Raw genomic sequence first — 16,354 nt, forward strand, 5'->3', positions numbered from 1 at the left:
GGGACTTTGGGGGGACCTAAAAGTCTAGCTTCTTGATGTTCGCGATCAGACCGCCCGTCGACCGCTGGAGCTCGCTGATCTGAGCGAGATTTCTCTTCATCCCGCCGCTTATCTCGGCATCGGTGTTTAAGGCTTGATACACCCGCTCGGCGTCCTCCCATGTGATGCCATAGTTGAGGAAATTGCCCCCGGCCTTGACCGCATCAATTGAGTGCTCGGCACTTCGCAGGAGAAAATAGTAGAAATATATCTCCCACGCCGGCCGCAGCCGGCCTTCAACCAGCGTTCCTACCTTGAGAATCGCCCGTTGTTCAAATTGCGCTTCGGAGCCTGAGAAAGTGTAATAGTCCCGCTTGAACTTCAGGAGGTCAGCGCCGACATCCGGGACATCTGAAATTGTCGTTTTATAGTAACGCGACAAAATAGAGTAGAGGGCGAGGGGCTGGCCGGTGGTGCTGTGCGTCTCAAGGATCGTTCTAGGCTTCCCCTCGAACTTGTCAGGATAGTTAGCAAAATCTCCCAGCTCCTGCTTGAGCCGACTGCCTTGCTGCGCCCGCTCCGCAGCCGTAGCGGGTGCGGCGTAATACGTCCCGGCGATCACGCCGGTATTATCGCCCGCGACGTTGATCCCGCCGCTGTTATGTTGGCCGATGGCGGGTGAATGATCGCCCGTGGTCGCAATCTGTGCTGTATCGGCTCCGTCCGTCGAGGATTGGTTGATCGAAAGGGGAAGGCTTGGTTCGACAGCGTTCGGCGGCGGCTTTTGCCAAATCGCAATTAAGAATGCGAGGGCTGCCGCACTGATTGCGACACTCAATCCTAATTTCGGAAAGAACGTGAGCCCCTGTGCCCATTCCAAGCCGCTTTTCATGGTGTCGATCATTTCTTGCCCCTTCCACCCGGCGTCAGTCTAGCACAACAATGCGAGGCCGGAAGTTAGTCCTTGCCGTTGCCGTTCGTGGACCTTGATCGGGGTTCGGCAGGCATTAGACATTAGGCAGAGGGAGCGGGAACTGCTGCTCTGGTCGGCAGCCAACGCCGCGTGAGCGTCAGTTATCCTCGAAACCCGCCTTCAAACCGGACATTCGCCTACCGGCCCCTTGGCCCCTAATGGAAGCGGCGGGTCATGGCTTCCATGGCGTTGCGGTGGGCCAGAGCCATGACCGTGCCTTGCGGGTTTACCGAGGTCGGTCCGCAGAGAAGCGAGGCGTCGTTTACGTAGAGGCCCTGGGCGCCGTGGACCTTGCCGAAGGAATCGGTGGCGGTGCGCCGCGTGTCCTCGCCCATCGGGCACGAGGAGAAGACATGGACCGAGGTGACGTTGCCGTCGCCTGCTTCCAGCAGTTCGGGAAGGTCCGCGAGATCGGCGGGGGAATGCAGGTCCGGGTAGCCGGTGACGCAGGGGTAGATCGTCCGGGCCCCCGCCGCGAACAGCGCTTCGCAGAGCCGCCGCAGCCCCTCTCCGAGCACGGAGAGATCGCCTTTCGAAAAACGGATGCGGACCAGCGGATCGTCGAAGCCGGGCAGGTTGCGCACCGAGGCCACGCCGCCGCCCGACTGGACGTAGTAGATACCCATGCGCCGCCAGCGTTCGGCCACGAGCTCCCAGTGGCCCTCGCGCCCGGCCAGCGCCACGCCCAGCATCGCGGGATTGCTGATCGAGCAGCCCATGCCGAAGCGCGGTTCGAATTCCTTGACCTGGTGGACCGGATCGAAATCGCCCGGCTGGTTCACGTCGCGGTCGAATTCCGCGACGACCTTGACCATCGGATGGAAGCGCAGGCTGTTGCCGACATTGTGGGAGATGCCGGAACGGCGCAGCAGGGCAGGGGTCTGCACCGCGCCGCAGGCGACGACCACGGTTTCGGCGCGGAAGGTCACGGCGCGGGGCAGGCCGTTCTCGCCGCGGCGGAACCCTTCGGCGATCCACATGCCGCCTTCGCGGCGCAGGCGGGCGATCCGCGTCGCGGGCAGGAGTTCGCCGCCCGCCTCCAGGAACCGGCGCACGAAAGTGGCGGACATCGACTGCTTTTCACCGCCGCGTCCATCGGCGGCGTACTGGTACAGGCGGGGCGCCTCGATCGCGAACCAGCCCTGCGCCTGCGCGCCCTGCTGGAGCCGCCGCGACATGTCGGAGGCGGCGGTGCCTGCATATTCCACTTTCGCGATCGCCTCGCAGGCGGCGAAATGGGGCGTCATTCCGGCAAGGTCGAGATCGCGCACATCGAACCGGCGCCGCCAGTCGTCAAGCACATAGGCGGGCGTGCGGTGGTAGAGCCCGCGGTTGACCTCGCTGCCGCCGCCGACGCAGCGCCCTTCCACCCAGGCCAGCTTGTGCCGTCCCAGCGCGACGCCGACCCCGGCATTGCGGTACTTGAGCAGCATCTCCTCACGCGAGAAGTGCGGCGCGGCTTCGAGCGGGAGATGCTGGCCTTCTTCCACCATCGTCACCCGGTGGCCCGCCTGCGCGAACAGCGTGCCGCTTACCGCGCCGCCGGGGCCGGAGCCGATCACCAGCACTTCGGTGGGGATCTCGCCGGGCGCGCTCATGCCGCGATCCGTTTCGCGCGGGCCTGTTCCTCGCGCAGGGGCAGCGAATAGAGGCCGTAGCAGGAGAAGGTCGAATAGAAGGCGATCATCGAGCGGCGAAAGCCGATCCGCGATCCGCGCCAGGCGCGGACATGGGCGGTGCGCTCGCCCGGGGCAAGGCGGGAGAAGCGGTGGCCATGGACCGGCAGGCTCGACAGTTCGAACAGCAGCGCCAGCCCCCGGAAGCCGAGCCGGAAGTGATCGGGCATGGCCGCGCTGGTGGCGAGCACATAGTCGCGCACGGTCGCACGGTCGGATGGCGAGAGGCCGGGGCGCACTTCCTCCACCAGGACATCCACGAGAGCCGCGATGCAGGATCGGATCATCCCGCCTCCGGCCCGGGCGGAATGGGGCGTGGCGGCGGGTTCAGGCATGGGCTCCCTCCGCGAGGATGGCCTTGAAGGGGGGATCGTCGAAGCGGCGGAAGCCCGAGGGCTCGGCGGTCTTGCCGTGCGTGCGGATGAGGGCGGGAACGCCGATGGCGGCGGCGGCGGCGGCATCGCGATCCGCCCTGTCTCCGATCACGAGGGTTTCCTCGGGCGTCATGCCGGTTTCGGCGAGCAGCGCCAGGAGGCCGGCAGGGTTGGGCTTGAGGCGGCCGACCCCGCCCGAGCCGGACCAGATCGTATGGTCGCAACGCAGCCCCAGCGCGGCGAGCTTGGCGTCTACCGGGTAGTCCGACCAGACCGCGATCCGCCGCCCGGTGGCGCGCAGGGCGGAAAACAGCCGGTCGATCCCGCGCGCCTTGTAGCGAGGGAGCAGCGCCAGCGGCCGGCGCTCGATCCATTCCTCCACCATGGCGCGGATTTCCCCTTCCGAGCAGCCGCAGCGCCGCGAGGTGAGGCTGAACTGTTCATGGGTGAAGTCGTCGCCCTGCACCTCGCCCAGCAGTTCGCGGATCTGGCGAAAGGCGCGCAGGGTGCGCACGGTGCGAAGGCTGCGCTGGCGCAGGCTGTGCTTGCACAGTTCGATGGCCATGGCGCGGCGCAGCGGCGGCTGGTCGTAAAGCGTACCGTCGAGGTCGAAGACGACCAGCCCGACCTTCTTCCAGCCCACTTCGGACATGTTGCCCCACTCCGTCATCGTTCCGGCCCTCACTTGCGGTGCCCGGGGAGCATGTCCGCCGGGGTGAAGCTGCGGTTGGTGAGCGTGGACAGGCCGGCAAGGTCGAGGAACGAGAGCACCAGCAGCACGCTCACGGTCACGCCCAGCGTCGCCATCAGGCGGCGGGAGCGGAACATCCGTTCCGGCCGCTGCGCGATCGAGTCCGGCAGCATCGACAGCCAGAGATAGCAGCCGAACAGCCCGGCGATGAACGGGAAGGCCAGGACGTATTCGACCCGGTACTTGATGAGGAACACGCCGAGGAAGAACGAGGAGAGCATGGCATAGACGAGGCAGCTCACCACCAGGCTCTCGGCGGTATAGCCGGCGAAGGACTTGCGGTAGCGGGTCAGCGTTTCAAGGCCGACGGCGGCGGTGATGTCGCGGTATTCGGACAGGCGCTTGGAACCCATGAGGAAGGCGCCGCCGGTCCAGTAGGCGAGCAGGAGGCTGACGGGCGGCATGCTGGAGGGGTCTATCATCAGCCAGCCCAGCGTCAGGCGGATCGGGTTGTTCACCGATTCCGAGATCACGTCGAGGAACGGGCGGTCCTTCGAGCGGATCGGCTGCACGTTGTAGACGAGGCCCGAGGCGAGGAACACGATCGAGAAGACGAAGAAGCTGCCTCCCATCCAAGCCGCCAGCGAAAGGCCGACCCCGGCGAAGGCCAGGTATTCCACATAGACCAGCGCCGGCGAGAGTTGCAGCGACACGGCCTTGCGGTGGTGCTTGCTGGGGTGATGCGCGTCGAATTCCCGGTCCAGCCATTCGTTGATGACGTAGTTGGCCGAGGCGATCGCGATGGCCACGACGAAGCCGATGACCACGCGCTGCGGGGCGTCCAGCAGCGAGGGCTCGCGCAGTGCATAGGCGAGGATCAGGCCCGGTATGATGAACACATGCTTGGTGATGTGATCGAAGCGGGCAAGGGTCAGGTAATCGCGCAGGCGCGCGGTCTTGCGGTCAAGCGTGGCCGTCGAGGGCATGGGGGGATTCTCCTGGAGCGGAGGGGGCGGGGTGGCTGGCGGTGAAACGGATGCGGATGGAACGGCTGTTGTTCCGGAAATGAGGGGGCCGACCGGGCCGGAGGCGATTGGCGCCACCGCGATGGGCGGCGCGATCGCGGGCGGGGATGCCGATGGCGGCGGCGGGGTCATGGCTGCACCGCGGGCGACACGCGGTAGATGCGTCCGTCGGCGAAGCTGGCGACGGGAACCAGCGAGAGCGCGCGCCGCAGCCGGTCTTCGCTGGCGAGGTAGAAGCGCCAGTCGATGTTGTCGAAGGCGACCACATAGACCGGGCGCTCGGGCCATGCGGCCGCTTCGCCGCGGATGCGGGCGATCTGCGCTTCGGGCGGATCGTTGGGATCGGGCCGGTTGGTGCGCAGCAGGCGCTCCATCGGCACCATGCCCGCGCGGCGGTCCGTCAGCAGGGTGACGACTTCGGGGCCGTTCGAATAGACCAGCGAGGCGGCGGGAAGCGCCCGCACCGCCGCGATCGTCGGGGATTCGCGCCAGATGCGGGCGTGGAAGCCGGAACCCTCGCGATAGGCGTCATGGGTGCGGCTGACCGTGCGCACGGTGTGCGAGGCGAGGATCACCGCCGCCAGCGCGGCCAGCGCGAACCACATGGCGCGGGGGGCGGCCAGTCGGCGGTCGAGCCCGCTTGCCTGAAGCGTCAGCAGCATCGCCAGGACCAGATAGGCGGGAAGACCGTAGCGCCCCACGAAGGAAAGGTTCGCCTCCAGCATCGTCGAGAGCCAGACGAAGGCGAGATAGCCCACGAAGAACAGCCCGAGGACCAGCGACAGGGCGGTGCGCGCATCGCTGGGCGCATCGGCGCGCTCGTTCCGCCAGGCGGCAAGCTGGCGGGTGAACTGCCAGCCAGCGAAGCCGAGCAGCAGGACGAGCAGGCTGACGCGGAAGGCCAGCGGCACGTTGTCGGGGAACAGCCAGGCGGCGGTGGTTTCGAGATTGGCCCGCCACTGCGCCGGCCCCATGTTGCCGTAGAAGCGCATCTCGCGGCCGATGGAATGGCCCACCGTCAGCGTGCTCAGGATCACCCAGCCGAAGAACAGCGCGGCCCCCGGGACGGCCATCAGCACGCTGTCGGCCACGCGCCGGGCAAGCGGCAGGCGCGGCGTGGTGAGCAGGACCAGCACGATGGCGGCGCCCAGCGGGGGGGCGGTAAACCGCGCAAGCGTGGCCATGCCCAGCATGAGCGAGGCGATCACCAGGTCGCGCTGGCGGCCATGCTCGAAGTAGTCGAGCACGAACCACAACGTGAACAACACGAAGGAGATGAACGGCGGCTCCGATATCACGCTGGCATGAAGGGCGACGAACTGCGGTGCCAGCGCCACGAGGGCGGTGCCGACCGCCGCATGGCGCCAGTCCCCCGCGGCCCGCCGGAGCAGCGCGAAGATCATGACGACATTGGTGCAGAGCGTGACGATCGCCCAGGCCATGGCCGCCGTCAGCAGCGGCACGCCCAGCGCATGGGGCAGCACGAGCATCCAGTGGTAGACCGGCGCGTCGTAGGGGATCGGGCTGATCCCCATGTAGCGGGTGCTGTCCGGGGTGACGGAAAGCCCGTGGTGGACGTTGAACTGGAGCAATGCCAGCGAGCCCAGCACCAGGAGCGCGCAGGCTATCCGGCCCTGCCGGACCGAAGCGGCATTGCCAAGGCCCAGGGGAGGGCGGGGCGCGGTGGCCGCGAAGGGGCGGGCCATCTCGGCGGGCGTTGCCATCGGCTCAGCCCAGCACGCGCTTGATGTTCTTGGCGACGAAGCGGACCGTGGCATCCGCCACGCCGCGTCCCAGCACGTCGTCCAGAGCGGCGAGCAGATGGTCCACCTGTGCCTCCTCGACGATGTAGGGCGGCATGAAGTGCAGCAGGTCTCGGGCGCCGGGCTGGAAATGGACGAGCACGCCGTGGCGTTCGAACAGTTCGCGCGCCACGGCGCCGATCAGCACCGTCTCGTAAGTCACGAAAAGCGGGTTCTTGCGTATATCTATCGCTTTTTCAGCAAGTTGCTGGCCAAAGTTCAGCTCGATTGCCTGGAAGCAGCCCTTGCCGCGCAGGGATACGATCTTGCGCGGATACTTCTCGCGCAGGCGTTCCAGCCCGGCTTTCAGGTAAGCGCCGATGCGTCCGGCCCGCTCGATCAGCTTCTCGTCCGCGAGCACGTTGAGCGTCTCGATGCCGACCGCGCAGGATTCCCCCATGCCGCTGAAGCTGGAACTGTGCAGGTTGCAGTCCTGCTTGTTGCCATAGGCCTTGTCGAACAGGGCCTGCGAGGTGACCATGGCGCCCAGTTCGCGCTTGCCGCCGCCCAGCGTCTTGGCGAGGGTGACGACGTCGGGCACCACGTCCTCGTGCTGGAAGGCGCAGAACCTGCCGGTGCGGCCCATGCCGACCTTCACCTCGTCGAAGATCGTCAGGATGTCCTCCTGCCGGCACAGCGCCGCGAATTCGGTGAGGAAGCCCGGGCGCGGCACTTCGCAGGAGGTGCCCCGGATGGTTTCGACGATCCCGGCGATGATCCGGTTGCCGCCTGCGGTCCGTTCCTGCCGGATCGCCTCGATCACGGATTCGATGTCTCCATAGGTGGCGAAGACGACGTTCTCCCGGGGAACGCCCATGATGAAGCCGCTCTGCACGTCGGTGGCGGTGGTGAGGGAGAGGGGGCCGTGCGTCTTGCCGTGGAAGGCGCCCCGGAAGCACAGGAACTTGGTCTTGCCCTTGGGGGTCTGCACGCGCTCGCACAGCTTCATCGCCGCTTCGTTGGCCTCGGTGCCGGATACCGCGAGGAAGGAGACGTCCAGCGGGCGGGGCAGGAACCGCGAGATGTTGTAGGCCAGCGCGCCCTGCAGCTTGTGCGGCGCGATCTTGATGCAGTCCAGCACCTTGAGTTCGTGGCAGCGGCGCTCCGCGGCGATCACGCGCGGGTGGTTGTGGCCCAGCCCGAGCACGCCGAAACCGCCCGAATAGTCGAGGATGGTGCGCCCGTCGCGCAAGGTGATCTCGGCGCCTTGCGCGCTTTCGATATCCATGCGCGCCAGGCCGAGGATGTCGAAGACCTGGAGCATGTACTTGTTGAGGTGCGCGGCATAGAGGTCCATCGCCGCATCGCCGTCCAGCGCGAGGCTCTGCTCCAGCGACAGCAGCTTGCGGTCTTCCGGCGCATCCGGGCCGAGGGTCTCGATCCGGGCTTCGATCTTGGAATGTGCCGTCACGCTCGATCTCTCCTGCCATCGATATGCAAGCAGGCTACCGGGCGGGTGGGACGGCGTGTATCTACAGGACCTTATACTCCCGAATGCCCGCGCCGGAACGCATGGCCTAGCCCTCCGGGAACGGGGCTACCCCTGCCGGATAGACGGGATGGCACGCACACCGTACCGGAAGGGATGGACCTGCGCCGGTTCCGGTCATCGGTTTGTCGATTTTGCGACAACATTTGCCTCGCAAGGCGCCACGGAACCCCGTATTGGCGAAATCCGGCCCGCTGCGGGCCTTGTTGGATGGGAAGTGCAGGCGAAGCCGCGATATGGCCTTGACGTTGGATAACCTGAAAAGCCTGCCGGAAGGCGGGCCGGACCAGGACGACCATTCCCCCAGTTCCCCGAACCCGCCGCCTTCCGCCGAGGCGCCGCCGCGCGGCCGTTCGCGCTGGTGGTGGATTTCGCGCGGGACCGCCGGCGTGCTGATGCTGTTCTTCCTGCTGATCGGCTGGCTGCTGGTGACGGCGCCGCTGTCAAAGTCGCTCCAGCCGATTTCGCCGCCGCAAGTCACGCTGCTGGCGGCGGACGGCACCCCGATCGCGCGCAACGGCGCCATCGTCGATGCGCCGGTGGAGGTGAAGAAGCTGCCGATCCACGTCACGCAGGCCTTCATCGCCATCGAGGACCGCCGGTTCTACAGCCACTGGGGCATCGATCCGCGCGGCATCGCCCGCGCCTTGTGGAGCAACGTGAGCGGCGGCAGCACCCAGGGCGGCAGCACGATCACCCAGCAGCTCGCCAAGTTCACCTTCCTCACCTCCGAACGCAGCCTGACGCGCAAGGCGCGCGAAGTGCTGATCGCATTCTGGCTGGAAGCCTGGCTGAGCAAGGACGAGATCCTCGAACGCTACCTGTCGAACGCCTACTTCGGCGACAATACCTACGGGTTGCGGGCGGCCTCGATGCATTACTTCCACCGCAAGCCCGAGAACCTCTCGCCCGCGCAGTCGGCCATGCTGGCGGGGCTGATGAAGGCGCCTTCGCGCCTCGCGCCCACCAACAACTACGATCTTGCCGAGCAGCGCATGAAGCTGGTGCTCCAGTCCATGGTCGAGGCGGGATACATGACGCCGGAGCAGGCCCGCGCCATCCGTGCGCCGCGCCTTGACGTGCGTTCGCAGAACGACCTGCCCACCGGCACCTACTTCGCGGACTGGGCGCTGCCGCAGGCGCGCGGGCTCGACGAGGCGAGCTATGCCGCGCAGACCTACAAGACTACGCTCGATTCCCGTCTCCAGGCCGCCGCGCGCCGCGCCATCGAGAATGCGCCGCTGGGCAAGGCGCAAGTCGCGCTGGTGGCGATGCGGCCCAATGGCGAGGTCGTGGCCATGGTCGGCGGGCGCGACTATGCCAAGTCGCCGTTCAACCGCGTGACGCAGGCCCGGCGCCAGCCGGGTTCGACGTTCAAGCTCTTCGTCTATCTTGCCGCGCTCGATGACGGCTGGAAGCCGACCGACACGATCGAGAACACCCCGTTCGAAATCGGCTACTATCGCCCGCAGAACGCCGGGGGCGCCTATTCGCAGACGATCACGCTGGCCGATGCCTTCGCCCATTCGAGCAATGTGGCGGCCGTGCGCCTGTTCCAGAAAGTGGGCGACAAGGCGGTGATCGACATGGCGCGCAAGCTCGGCGTCACCGCGCCGCTGCCGCATGGCGATCCCAGCCTCGCGCTCGGCACGTCCAGCATGACGCTGATGGAACTGACGGCGGCCTATGCGGGCGTGGCCGGCAATCGCTTCCCGGTCGCGCCGACGGCGTTCAAGGCCAAGGAGGAGGGCTGGTTCGACGGGCTCATCAGCGGCCGCCGCAGCCTGTCGCAGAGCGAGCACGACGATATCGAGACCTTGCTGCGGGGCGCCGTCAATCGCGGCACCGGGCGCGGCGCCCGGCTGCAAACCGCGAACTACGGCAAGACCGGCACCAGCCAGGAGAACCGCGATGCGCTGTTCGTGGGCTATGCCAAGGACCTCGTGGTCGGCGTGTGGGTCGGCAATGACGACAATACGCCGCTCAAGGGGGTTTCCGGCGGCACGATTCCGGCCCGTATCTGGCGCGATTTCATGCAGCAGGCGCTGGGCGAGCGCGCCGCGCCGCGTCCCCGTGCAACCGGGAGCCCCGATCCCGAAGGCCCGGTCCAGCCGCTCGACGTGCCGGATATCGGCGATATCCCGCTGGGCGATTCCAGCTTGCGCGTGGAGGAGGGCAAAGCGGTGCTCTCCACCCAGATCGGCGGCGCTCCGGTGGACGTGAAGCTGGACGAGAAGGGGCTCCAGATCGACGGGCGGCAGATCATCGAGCAACTGGTGCAGCCACGCCGCACCGATCCGGCACCCGCCGCTTCGTCTTCTCCGCAACCCTAGGTTTGCTCAGGCCTAGTTCGTAGCAATCCGGGGCCGCAAAGCCCGGAATGGCTCGATCCGGTAGCGGATCGTGTAGCCCATGTGGTCGGAAAGCATCCGGCCGTCCGGTTCGCGGCCGAAGGGCACGTCCGCGCCCACCGGCACGATGCGCGCGTTCGTGCCGTCGAAGGCGAATTGCAGATCGCGTGCGTGCTCGCGGATCGCGGCGAGATCGGCGTTCCGGGCGGGATCGTCAGACGCGCCGGGGAGAAGGCTCCGGCTGAGGGCATCGCGCACCGGCTGTCCGTTCACCTCGCCCAGCGCCGTGCGGAGCAGGGCCGCGCGGCGGGGGCGCTGGCCCTGGTTGAAGTCTCCCGCCACCACCACCGGCAATCCGCGCGCATGTGCCCTTGCGAGAAATGCGCCGAGGAAGGCCGCCTGTCGTCCGAAAGCGGCGGTGGTGCGGGCCTTGGGCGCTCCCGATGCGCTCTGGCAGTTGAGATGCGTCGTCGCCACCAGCACGGGGCCGCGATCCGGGGTTTCCAGTTCGGCGATCAGCACGCCCTTGGCGGCAAGACAGTCGTACCCGGCGCAGTCCTCCGGCGGGAAGGCGGCGCGCTCCACGCCCAGCACGGGAAAGTCGGAAAGCAGGACGAGCCCGCTGTCCACCACTGCCATGCTGGTTTCGCCCAGATGCCAGTCGCGACCGCCTGAATGCGAGGGCGCGCGCCGGGCGTAGGGGCCTTCGATCACGAAGGGATATCCGGCACGCCGCCCTATCGCCTTGGCATCGGCGGTGAAGGCTTCCTGCAGGACGACGACATGTGGCTGGCGCCCTTCGCGCCGCATCCCCGCCAGCCGCTCGGCGATGCGGCGAAGCGCCTGGGGGCGGTTGCTGGCAAGCGGCCAGGGCAGGCCCTTGACGTTGTAGGTGAGGATGGAAATCGTGCCCGGCTCCCTTGCTCCCGCCGTTGCTGGCTCCGGCAGCGGCGCCGCCGTGATCGGGACCGGATCGCGCGGTTCCCCCCCGATGGCGCCGCCAAGGCCGAGCGCGGCGGCAAGCGGCACCGCCAGCCAGACCGGCCGGCGGTCTCTTGCGGTCCAGCGGACCGATGCTTTCAAGAACTCCCTTGCGCGCCTGCCCCTGTGCAAGATCATGGTCGTCCCCTGTTGCGCCGTTTCCTGCCGGGCGGCCCGGCAGGGCGATGATCGGATCTACGGCTTCCTTCCGCTCTTCACCGGAGGAACCCTGCTCGCCACCATTTCCAGCGTCTTGCGCTCGATAGACCATATGACCCGCGGCTCGTCCGGGGCCCAGCCGATGGCCTGGCCGCCGGTCGGCATGGCGATCGTCGCCACATGTTCGAGCACGCCGCCCTGCCTGGGAACCCGGACCGCATAGATTTCCGGCAGATCGTGGCCGGTCACGTAGAGCAAGCCGTCCTTGCCCCACGAACCGCCCGAGGAACTGCGCGGGGCCATGCGGGAAAGCACGGTCTCCGGGAAGGTCCAGAGGCCGGTTTCCTCGAACCGGTCGTTCATCCTGACAAGTGTGGTGGCGCGGTGATCGCGGCCCGGCTCGCCGCCCTTGCCGTCGTAATTGGCGTAGCAGGCCCACCAGCTGCCCTCGTGGCGGACGAACCATGTCAGCGAGCCGTGGCCATGGCCCAGGGCATGGCTGCGCAGCGGTTTCAGGCTGGCCGCGTCGAACCACAGCACCTGGCTGTCCATCGGAACCTGCGGATAGTTCGAAGCCGCGCAGACCAGTTCGGAACCGTCCAGTTCGCAGCTGTTGAGATGCGGGTAGATCACCGGATCGCCGCTCCAGTGCGCGACGCGCCGGGCGCTCGCGGCGTCATAACGGGCGACCTCGTGATCGCCCACGGCATAGACGGAGCCATGGCCGCCGGCCGCGCCCTGCCGGGCTTCGGGGGCGGCGATGCGGCGCAGTTCGGTTGCTGCGGGAAGCGGCGCGCCGGGCGCCGCGCCGGAGGCCGCGACAGCGGGAGGCAGGGCAAGAGCCAGGCTCTGGGCAAGCGCGAGCGCGGCGAAGATCATGGGCGTGCCCCGATTCCGGCGCAGAAATGGCGGGTCGGTTCGTCGATCATGTTCTGCCCCTCGCTCGAACGATGGATGCGGCAGGATACCACGAAAGCGGCAAGGGCATCGAGACCTTGCCGTCCCTCACGGCGCCTTCGATGCCGCCCAGGGCTCGATAGGCTCCGCAAGTGACGGGACGATCACCGTTTGATGATGGTTTCGCGACAGGTCGCCCCGCCGCGCCGCCGCTTATCCTTCGACGACCGAGCTGATGCGGTGGAAGAAGGGATGGTGCGGCGTGGCGCCGTGGGCGATCTGGGTGAACATTCCCTCTCCCAGGTTGGGCAGCTTCGATTCCACCCCGCAGACTTCCTCGCCGCCGCGCACGTCGATATGGGCGTGGAGCTTGCCGTCGAATTCCAGCCCGATGTCCACCGCGTGCGGAAACTCGGCGCGGAGCATCTCCAGCACCCGGTTCAGACGGTCGGTGAGGGGCTCATCCGAGGAGGCACCGGAGAGCGACGAACCATCGATCGAGTAGAGGGATGCATCCTTGCGCATGGGGGCGCCTCCTTGGGAACTGAGGGATAGTGCGGATCGGAATACAGCTTACCTGTATTTGCCCGAGAGGGAACAGCCCAAAGTTGCCGCGGGAGTCCCGATCAGGAGCGTCCGTGCGGCGTGTCGAGGTCAAGTATCGGGCCCTTGGGCACAATCCCGGTTGGATTGATGCCGCGATGGCTTTCGTAATAATGGCCCTTGATGTGCTGGAAGTTCACCGTCGGCGCGATGCCCGGCGTCTGGTAGATGTCGCGCAGGTAGTCTTGCAGGGCGGGATAATCGAATATCCGCCGCACGTTGCACTTGAAGTGACCGACGTAGACGGCATCGAAGCGGACCAGCGTGGTGAAAAGGCGGATATCGGCCTCTGTCAGCCTGTCTCCCACCAGAAAGCGGCTGCGGGAGAGCCGTTGCTCCAGCCAGTCCAGCGAATCGAACAGCGGCGTGAGGGCTTCCTCGTAGGCATCCTGGCTGGTGGCGAAGCCGGCCTTGTAGACGCCGTTGTTCACCGTATCGTAGACCCGCGCGTTCACCGCGTCGATCTCGGTACGCAGGGCTTCGGGATAGAAGTCCCCCGGCGCGGCGCCGAGCCCGTCGAACGCCTCGTTGAACATGCGGATGATCTCGGAGGATTCGTTGTTCACGATCGTCCCGGTCTGCCTGTCCCAGAGCACGGGCACGGTGACGCGGCCGCTGTAGGCGGGATCGGCGGCGGTATAGACCTGGTGGAGATAGTCGGCATGGTTGACGGGATCGGGAATGACTCCGGGCGCATCGGCGAAGGTCCAGCCCTTTTCGAGCATGACCCAGTTCACCACGGAGATCGGGACGAGCGCTTCCAGACCCTTGAGCGCGCGCACGATCAGGGTGCGATGGGCCCAGGGACAGGCAAGGCTGACATAGAGGTGATAGCGCCCGGCCTCGGCCTTGAAACCGGAGGCGCCGTCAGCGGAGATCCAGCCGCGATAGGCGGAATCCTTGCGGATGAAGCGGCCGCCGGTGGACTTCGTGTCGTACCAGACATCGTGCCACTGGCCGTCGATCAGCATTCCCATGGTCAGGCTCCCGCAAGGATGGACAGGGCCGCTCTATCGCTCCCGCGCGGCGACATGTCCATGACATGCGGGCGGGGCAAGCGGGCTGCGAAGGTTCAGGCCCCGCGCGAGGAACGGCCGCGCCAGATCAGCCAGGCGACATTGGCCCACGCGCCCACGGTGAGCTGCCCGGCCCAGGCAACCGTGCCGTAGCCCCAGCCCGATGCCGCCGCGTCGATTCCCAGCACCAGCACCACGAGCGTCCAGCCGCCGATGCGGGCGAGGCGGGTTTCCCGCTGGGTCAGCGCCCGCCCGGCAAGGTCGCGCTGGTGGCGCTTCATCGACAGGGCCAGCGCGGCGAAGGCGCCGCCGGCAAGGACGATGCAAAGGAGCTGGATCATGCCGTCACCGCCGTCTGGTTCCTGCGCCGGGCGGGGCGGGGCCCCTCCGCGCGTTTGCGGGCCGCCTTGCGCGCGCCCATCGCGAAGCCCGCCGCCAGCAGCAGCATGACCGTGTCGAACGAGACGAACAGCCAGTCCCCCGCGAGCAGGCTCACCGGCAGCCCGCGCGAGGTCGTCAGTGCATTGACCAGCGGCACGGCGGCGAACAGCGCGGCGACAAGGCCGAGCGCTTCCGGCCAGGCGCGGGCCGAGGGGCGCACCAGCGCCCAGAGCAGCACCGCGAGCCAGGCGAGGAACAGGCTGTCGATCTCGCGCTCGGCACGCTCCGCAAGGTCCAGCGGCAGCAGGCGGTTCGCCAGGAAGTATGTCGCAAGGCCCGCAGGGAAGCCCGCGACCGTGGCGATGTTGAGCTTCTCCACGAGGCGGAACCCGAAGTGCGGGCGAGCGGGATCGGGCAGCTTGGCCCGGCGCTTGACCGTCCAGAGCACGAGCCCACTGCCGACCATGATGGTGCCGCCGAGGCCGGAGAGGAAGTAGAGCCAGCGCAGGCCGTACCGGGCGTAGCGCCCGGCATGGAGGCCGATCATCACGCTCTCGGTGGCGAGCGCGGCGCCCTTGGCCATGCTGGCATCCACCGGGCGGCCGGTGACGCCGCCGAACGAGATTTCCTCGCCCCGCGAACCGATGGCGCCTTCCGCCGCGCGGGTCACGCCGATTCTGGCGGTGGCGTCTCCGGGGTTGGAGATGTTGAGGTAGCCCACCCGCTTGCCGCCCCACCGGGCGGAGGCCGCCTGCATGATCGGCGCGATGGCGGCCAGCGGCGCGGGGCTGCCGCTGCGGGCCACTTCCTCGGTCCGGCCGAAGACGGCGTCCTGGAAGGTGGCGCGATCGGCATAGTTGGCGGCGATGCCCCAGGGCATGTACATGACCGCCAGCGTGACCAGCCCGGTGAAGGTGATCATCAGGTGGAAGGGCAGGGCGATCACGGCGGTCACGTTATGCGCGTCCAGCCAGGAGCGCTGTCCCTTGTTGAAGCGCAGCATGAAGAAGTCCGCGAAGATCTTCTTGTGCGTGATGATGCCCGAAAGGATCGCCACCAGCATGAACATCGCCGCCAGCCCCACGAGATAGCGGGCCCAGAGCACCGGCATGTAGTGCAGGTCGAAGTGGAAGCGGTAGAGGAAGAAGCCGCCGCGCGTCTCGCGGGTGGAGACTTCCTTGCCGGTCTGGTCGAGCAGGGCGCTGGTTTCGCCGCGGTTTGCGGGCGCGCTGCCTTCGCCGGGCTGCCAGTAGACCTGCGTGGTGGCGCTGCGGCTGTTGGGCAGCGAGATGTACCAGCTCGCCGCATCGGGGGCCGTGCGCTGCAGGAACCGCACCGCGCCTTGCGCCGAGGCGACCGGATCGGCATCGCCGGTGATCTCCGGCTGCATCCAGCGGGTGATCTCGTCCTGGAAATAGGCCGAGGTGCCGGTGGCGAACATGGCGAACAGCAGCCAGCCCAGCAGCAGCCCGGTCCAGGTGTGGAGCAGCGCCATCGACTGGCGCAGGCCCTCCTTCACAGCCGGCCTCCCATGTCGAGCGAGAGCCACAGCGCGCCGCCAAGAACCGCTGCCGAAACGGCCAGCCACAGCCAGAGCCGCCCTGCCGAGCGCAGGCCGAAGGCCAGCAGCGCGATGGTGGCGAAAAGCGCGAAGGACAGCAGCGTGGCCGCCACGCTGGCCTCCGCCGGGTTGACGGAAAGTCCGTGCGCCAGCAGCCGGGCCAGGCAGGCCGTTGCCAGCGAGGTGACGAGATAGTTCGCGGGGACCGCCGCGAGAATGCGTGCGGTCACGTTCCAGCGGCCGATACCGCGCCCCGTCGTCCTGCCGTTCGCGGCACTTCTCGCCATCGTCTTCCCACCGTCCAACTGTATATTGCAAATCAATCGCAACAGTGCGCCGGTTAGATTCAGCCCGCGCCCGAGTCAATGGTCCAGCGCCGCGCGTGGGGCCGGGGCC

15 protein-coding genes are annotated in these 16,354 nt (G+C 67.5%); 1 reads left to right on the top strand and 14 read right to left on the bottom strand.

Annotated elements, in window-relative coordinates; all coding sequences use genetic code 11:
* Window positions 1–16 precede the first annotated feature (16 nt).
* The 7 genes from ACLIMP_RS08720 to ACLIMP_RS08750 form a co-directional block, all read right to left on the bottom strand.
* Window positions 17–883: a hypothetical protein gene (locus ACLIMP_RS08720; protein ID WP_324698789.1), complete on the bottom strand. Its 867-nt coding sequence runs from the start codon at window positions 881–883 to the stop codon at window positions 17–19.
* 224 nt (window positions 884–1,107) lie between these two features.
* Window positions 1,108–2,550 carry a GMC family oxidoreductase N-terminal domain-containing protein gene (locus ACLIMP_RS08725; protein WP_443477773.1) on the bottom strand — a complete coding sequence of 481 codons (1,443 nt, stop codon included), beginning with the start codon at window positions 2,548–2,550 and terminating at the stop codon, window positions 1,108–1,110.
* Entirely contained in the window at window positions 2,547–2,963 is a 417-nt protein-coding gene (locus ACLIMP_RS08730) for a hypothetical protein (protein ID WP_324698791.1), read from the bottom strand. Before ACLIMP_RS08730 ends, ACLIMP_RS08725 begins: the two co-directional genes overlap by 4 nt.
* The gene (locus ACLIMP_RS08735; protein WP_324698792.1) at window positions 2,956–3,672 is read right to left on the bottom strand and encodes an HAD family hydrolase; all 717 of its coding nucleotides are present in this window, start codon (window positions 3,670–3,672) and stop codon (window positions 2,956–2,958) included. The genes ACLIMP_RS08730 and ACLIMP_RS08735 overlap by 8 nt, the downstream gene beginning before the upstream one ends.
* Window positions 3,673–3,683: 11 nt before the next feature.
* Window positions 3,684–4,679, bottom strand: a complete 996-nt coding sequence (locus tag ACLIMP_RS08740; protein WP_054441238.1) for a UbiA family prenyltransferase — start codon at window positions 4,677–4,679, stop codon at window positions 3,684–3,686.
* Between the two features lie 167 nt (window positions 4,680–4,846).
* Entirely contained in the window at window positions 4,847–6,442 is a 1,596-nt protein-coding gene (locus ACLIMP_RS08745; protein WP_054441240.1) for a glycosyltransferase family 39 protein, read from the bottom strand.
* A gap of 4 nt (window positions 6,443–6,446) precedes the next feature.
* The gene (locus ACLIMP_RS08750; protein ID WP_324698793.1) at window positions 6,447–7,931 is read right to left on the bottom strand and encodes a class-III pyridoxal-phosphate-dependent aminotransferase; all 1,485 of its coding nucleotides are present in this window, start codon (window positions 7,929–7,931) and stop codon (window positions 6,447–6,449) included.
* A gap of 314 nt (window positions 7,932–8,245) precedes the next feature.
* Between ACLIMP_RS08750 and ACLIMP_RS08755 the strand changes: the two genes are divergently transcribed.
* A complete protein-coding gene (locus tag ACLIMP_RS08755; RefSeq protein ID WP_443477774.1) occupies window positions 8,246–10,342 on the top strand; it encodes a transglycosylase domain-containing protein in 2,097 nt (698 codons plus the stop codon).
* A gap of 12 nt (window positions 10,343–10,354) precedes the next feature.
* Here the strand turns inward: ACLIMP_RS08755 and ACLIMP_RS08760 are convergent, their stop codons facing one another.
* The 7 genes from ACLIMP_RS08760 to ACLIMP_RS08790 all read right to left on the bottom strand — a co-directional run bounded on the left by ACLIMP_RS08760 (window position 10,355) and on the right by ACLIMP_RS08790 (window position 16,245).
* Window positions 10,355–11,443, bottom strand: a complete 1,089-nt coding sequence (locus tag ACLIMP_RS08760) for an endonuclease/exonuclease/phosphatase family protein (RefSeq protein ID WP_324698795.1) — start codon at window positions 11,441–11,443, stop codon at window positions 10,355–10,357.
* A 93-nt stretch (window positions 11,444–11,536) separates the two neighbouring features.
* A complete protein-coding gene (locus ACLIMP_RS08765) occupies window positions 11,537–12,379 on the bottom strand; it encodes a hypothetical protein (RefSeq protein ID WP_324698796.1) in 843 nt (280 codons plus the stop codon).
* A 231-nt stretch (window positions 12,380–12,610) separates the two neighbouring features.
* Window positions 12,611–12,922 carry a hypothetical protein gene (locus ACLIMP_RS08770; RefSeq protein WP_231636170.1) on the bottom strand — a complete coding sequence of 104 codons (312 nt, stop codon included), beginning with the start codon at window positions 12,920–12,922 and terminating at the stop codon, window positions 12,611–12,613.
* A gap of 101 nt (window positions 12,923–13,023) precedes the next feature.
* On the bottom strand, window positions 13,024–13,977 hold the full coding sequence (locus ACLIMP_RS08775; RefSeq protein ID WP_443477775.1) for a glutathione S-transferase family protein: 954 nt from the start codon (window positions 13,975–13,977) through the stop codon (window positions 13,024–13,026).
* 95 nt (window positions 13,978–14,072) lie between these two features.
* The gene (locus ACLIMP_RS08780) at window positions 14,073–14,357 is read right to left on the bottom strand and encodes a DUF3325 domain-containing protein (protein WP_054441249.1); all 285 of its coding nucleotides are present in this window, start codon (window positions 14,355–14,357) and stop codon (window positions 14,073–14,075) included.
* Window positions 14,354–15,916: a PepSY-associated TM helix domain-containing protein gene (locus ACLIMP_RS08785; protein WP_324698798.1), complete on the bottom strand. Its 1,563-nt coding sequence runs from the start codon at window positions 15,914–15,916 to the stop codon at window positions 14,354–14,356. The genes ACLIMP_RS08780 and ACLIMP_RS08785 overlap by 4 nt, the downstream gene beginning before the upstream one ends.
* The gene (locus ACLIMP_RS08790; protein WP_324698799.1) at window positions 15,913–16,245 is read right to left on the bottom strand and encodes a hypothetical protein; all 333 of its coding nucleotides are present in this window, start codon (window positions 16,243–16,245) and stop codon (window positions 15,913–15,915) included. Before ACLIMP_RS08790 ends, ACLIMP_RS08785 begins: the two co-directional genes overlap by 4 nt.
* Window positions 16,246–16,354 lie beyond the last annotated feature (109 nt).

Source organism: Novosphingobium aeonii (genome assembly GCF_052279045.1).
Taxonomy (GTDB): domain Bacteria; phylum Pseudomonadota; class Alphaproteobacteria; order Sphingomonadales; family Sphingomonadaceae; genus Novosphingobium.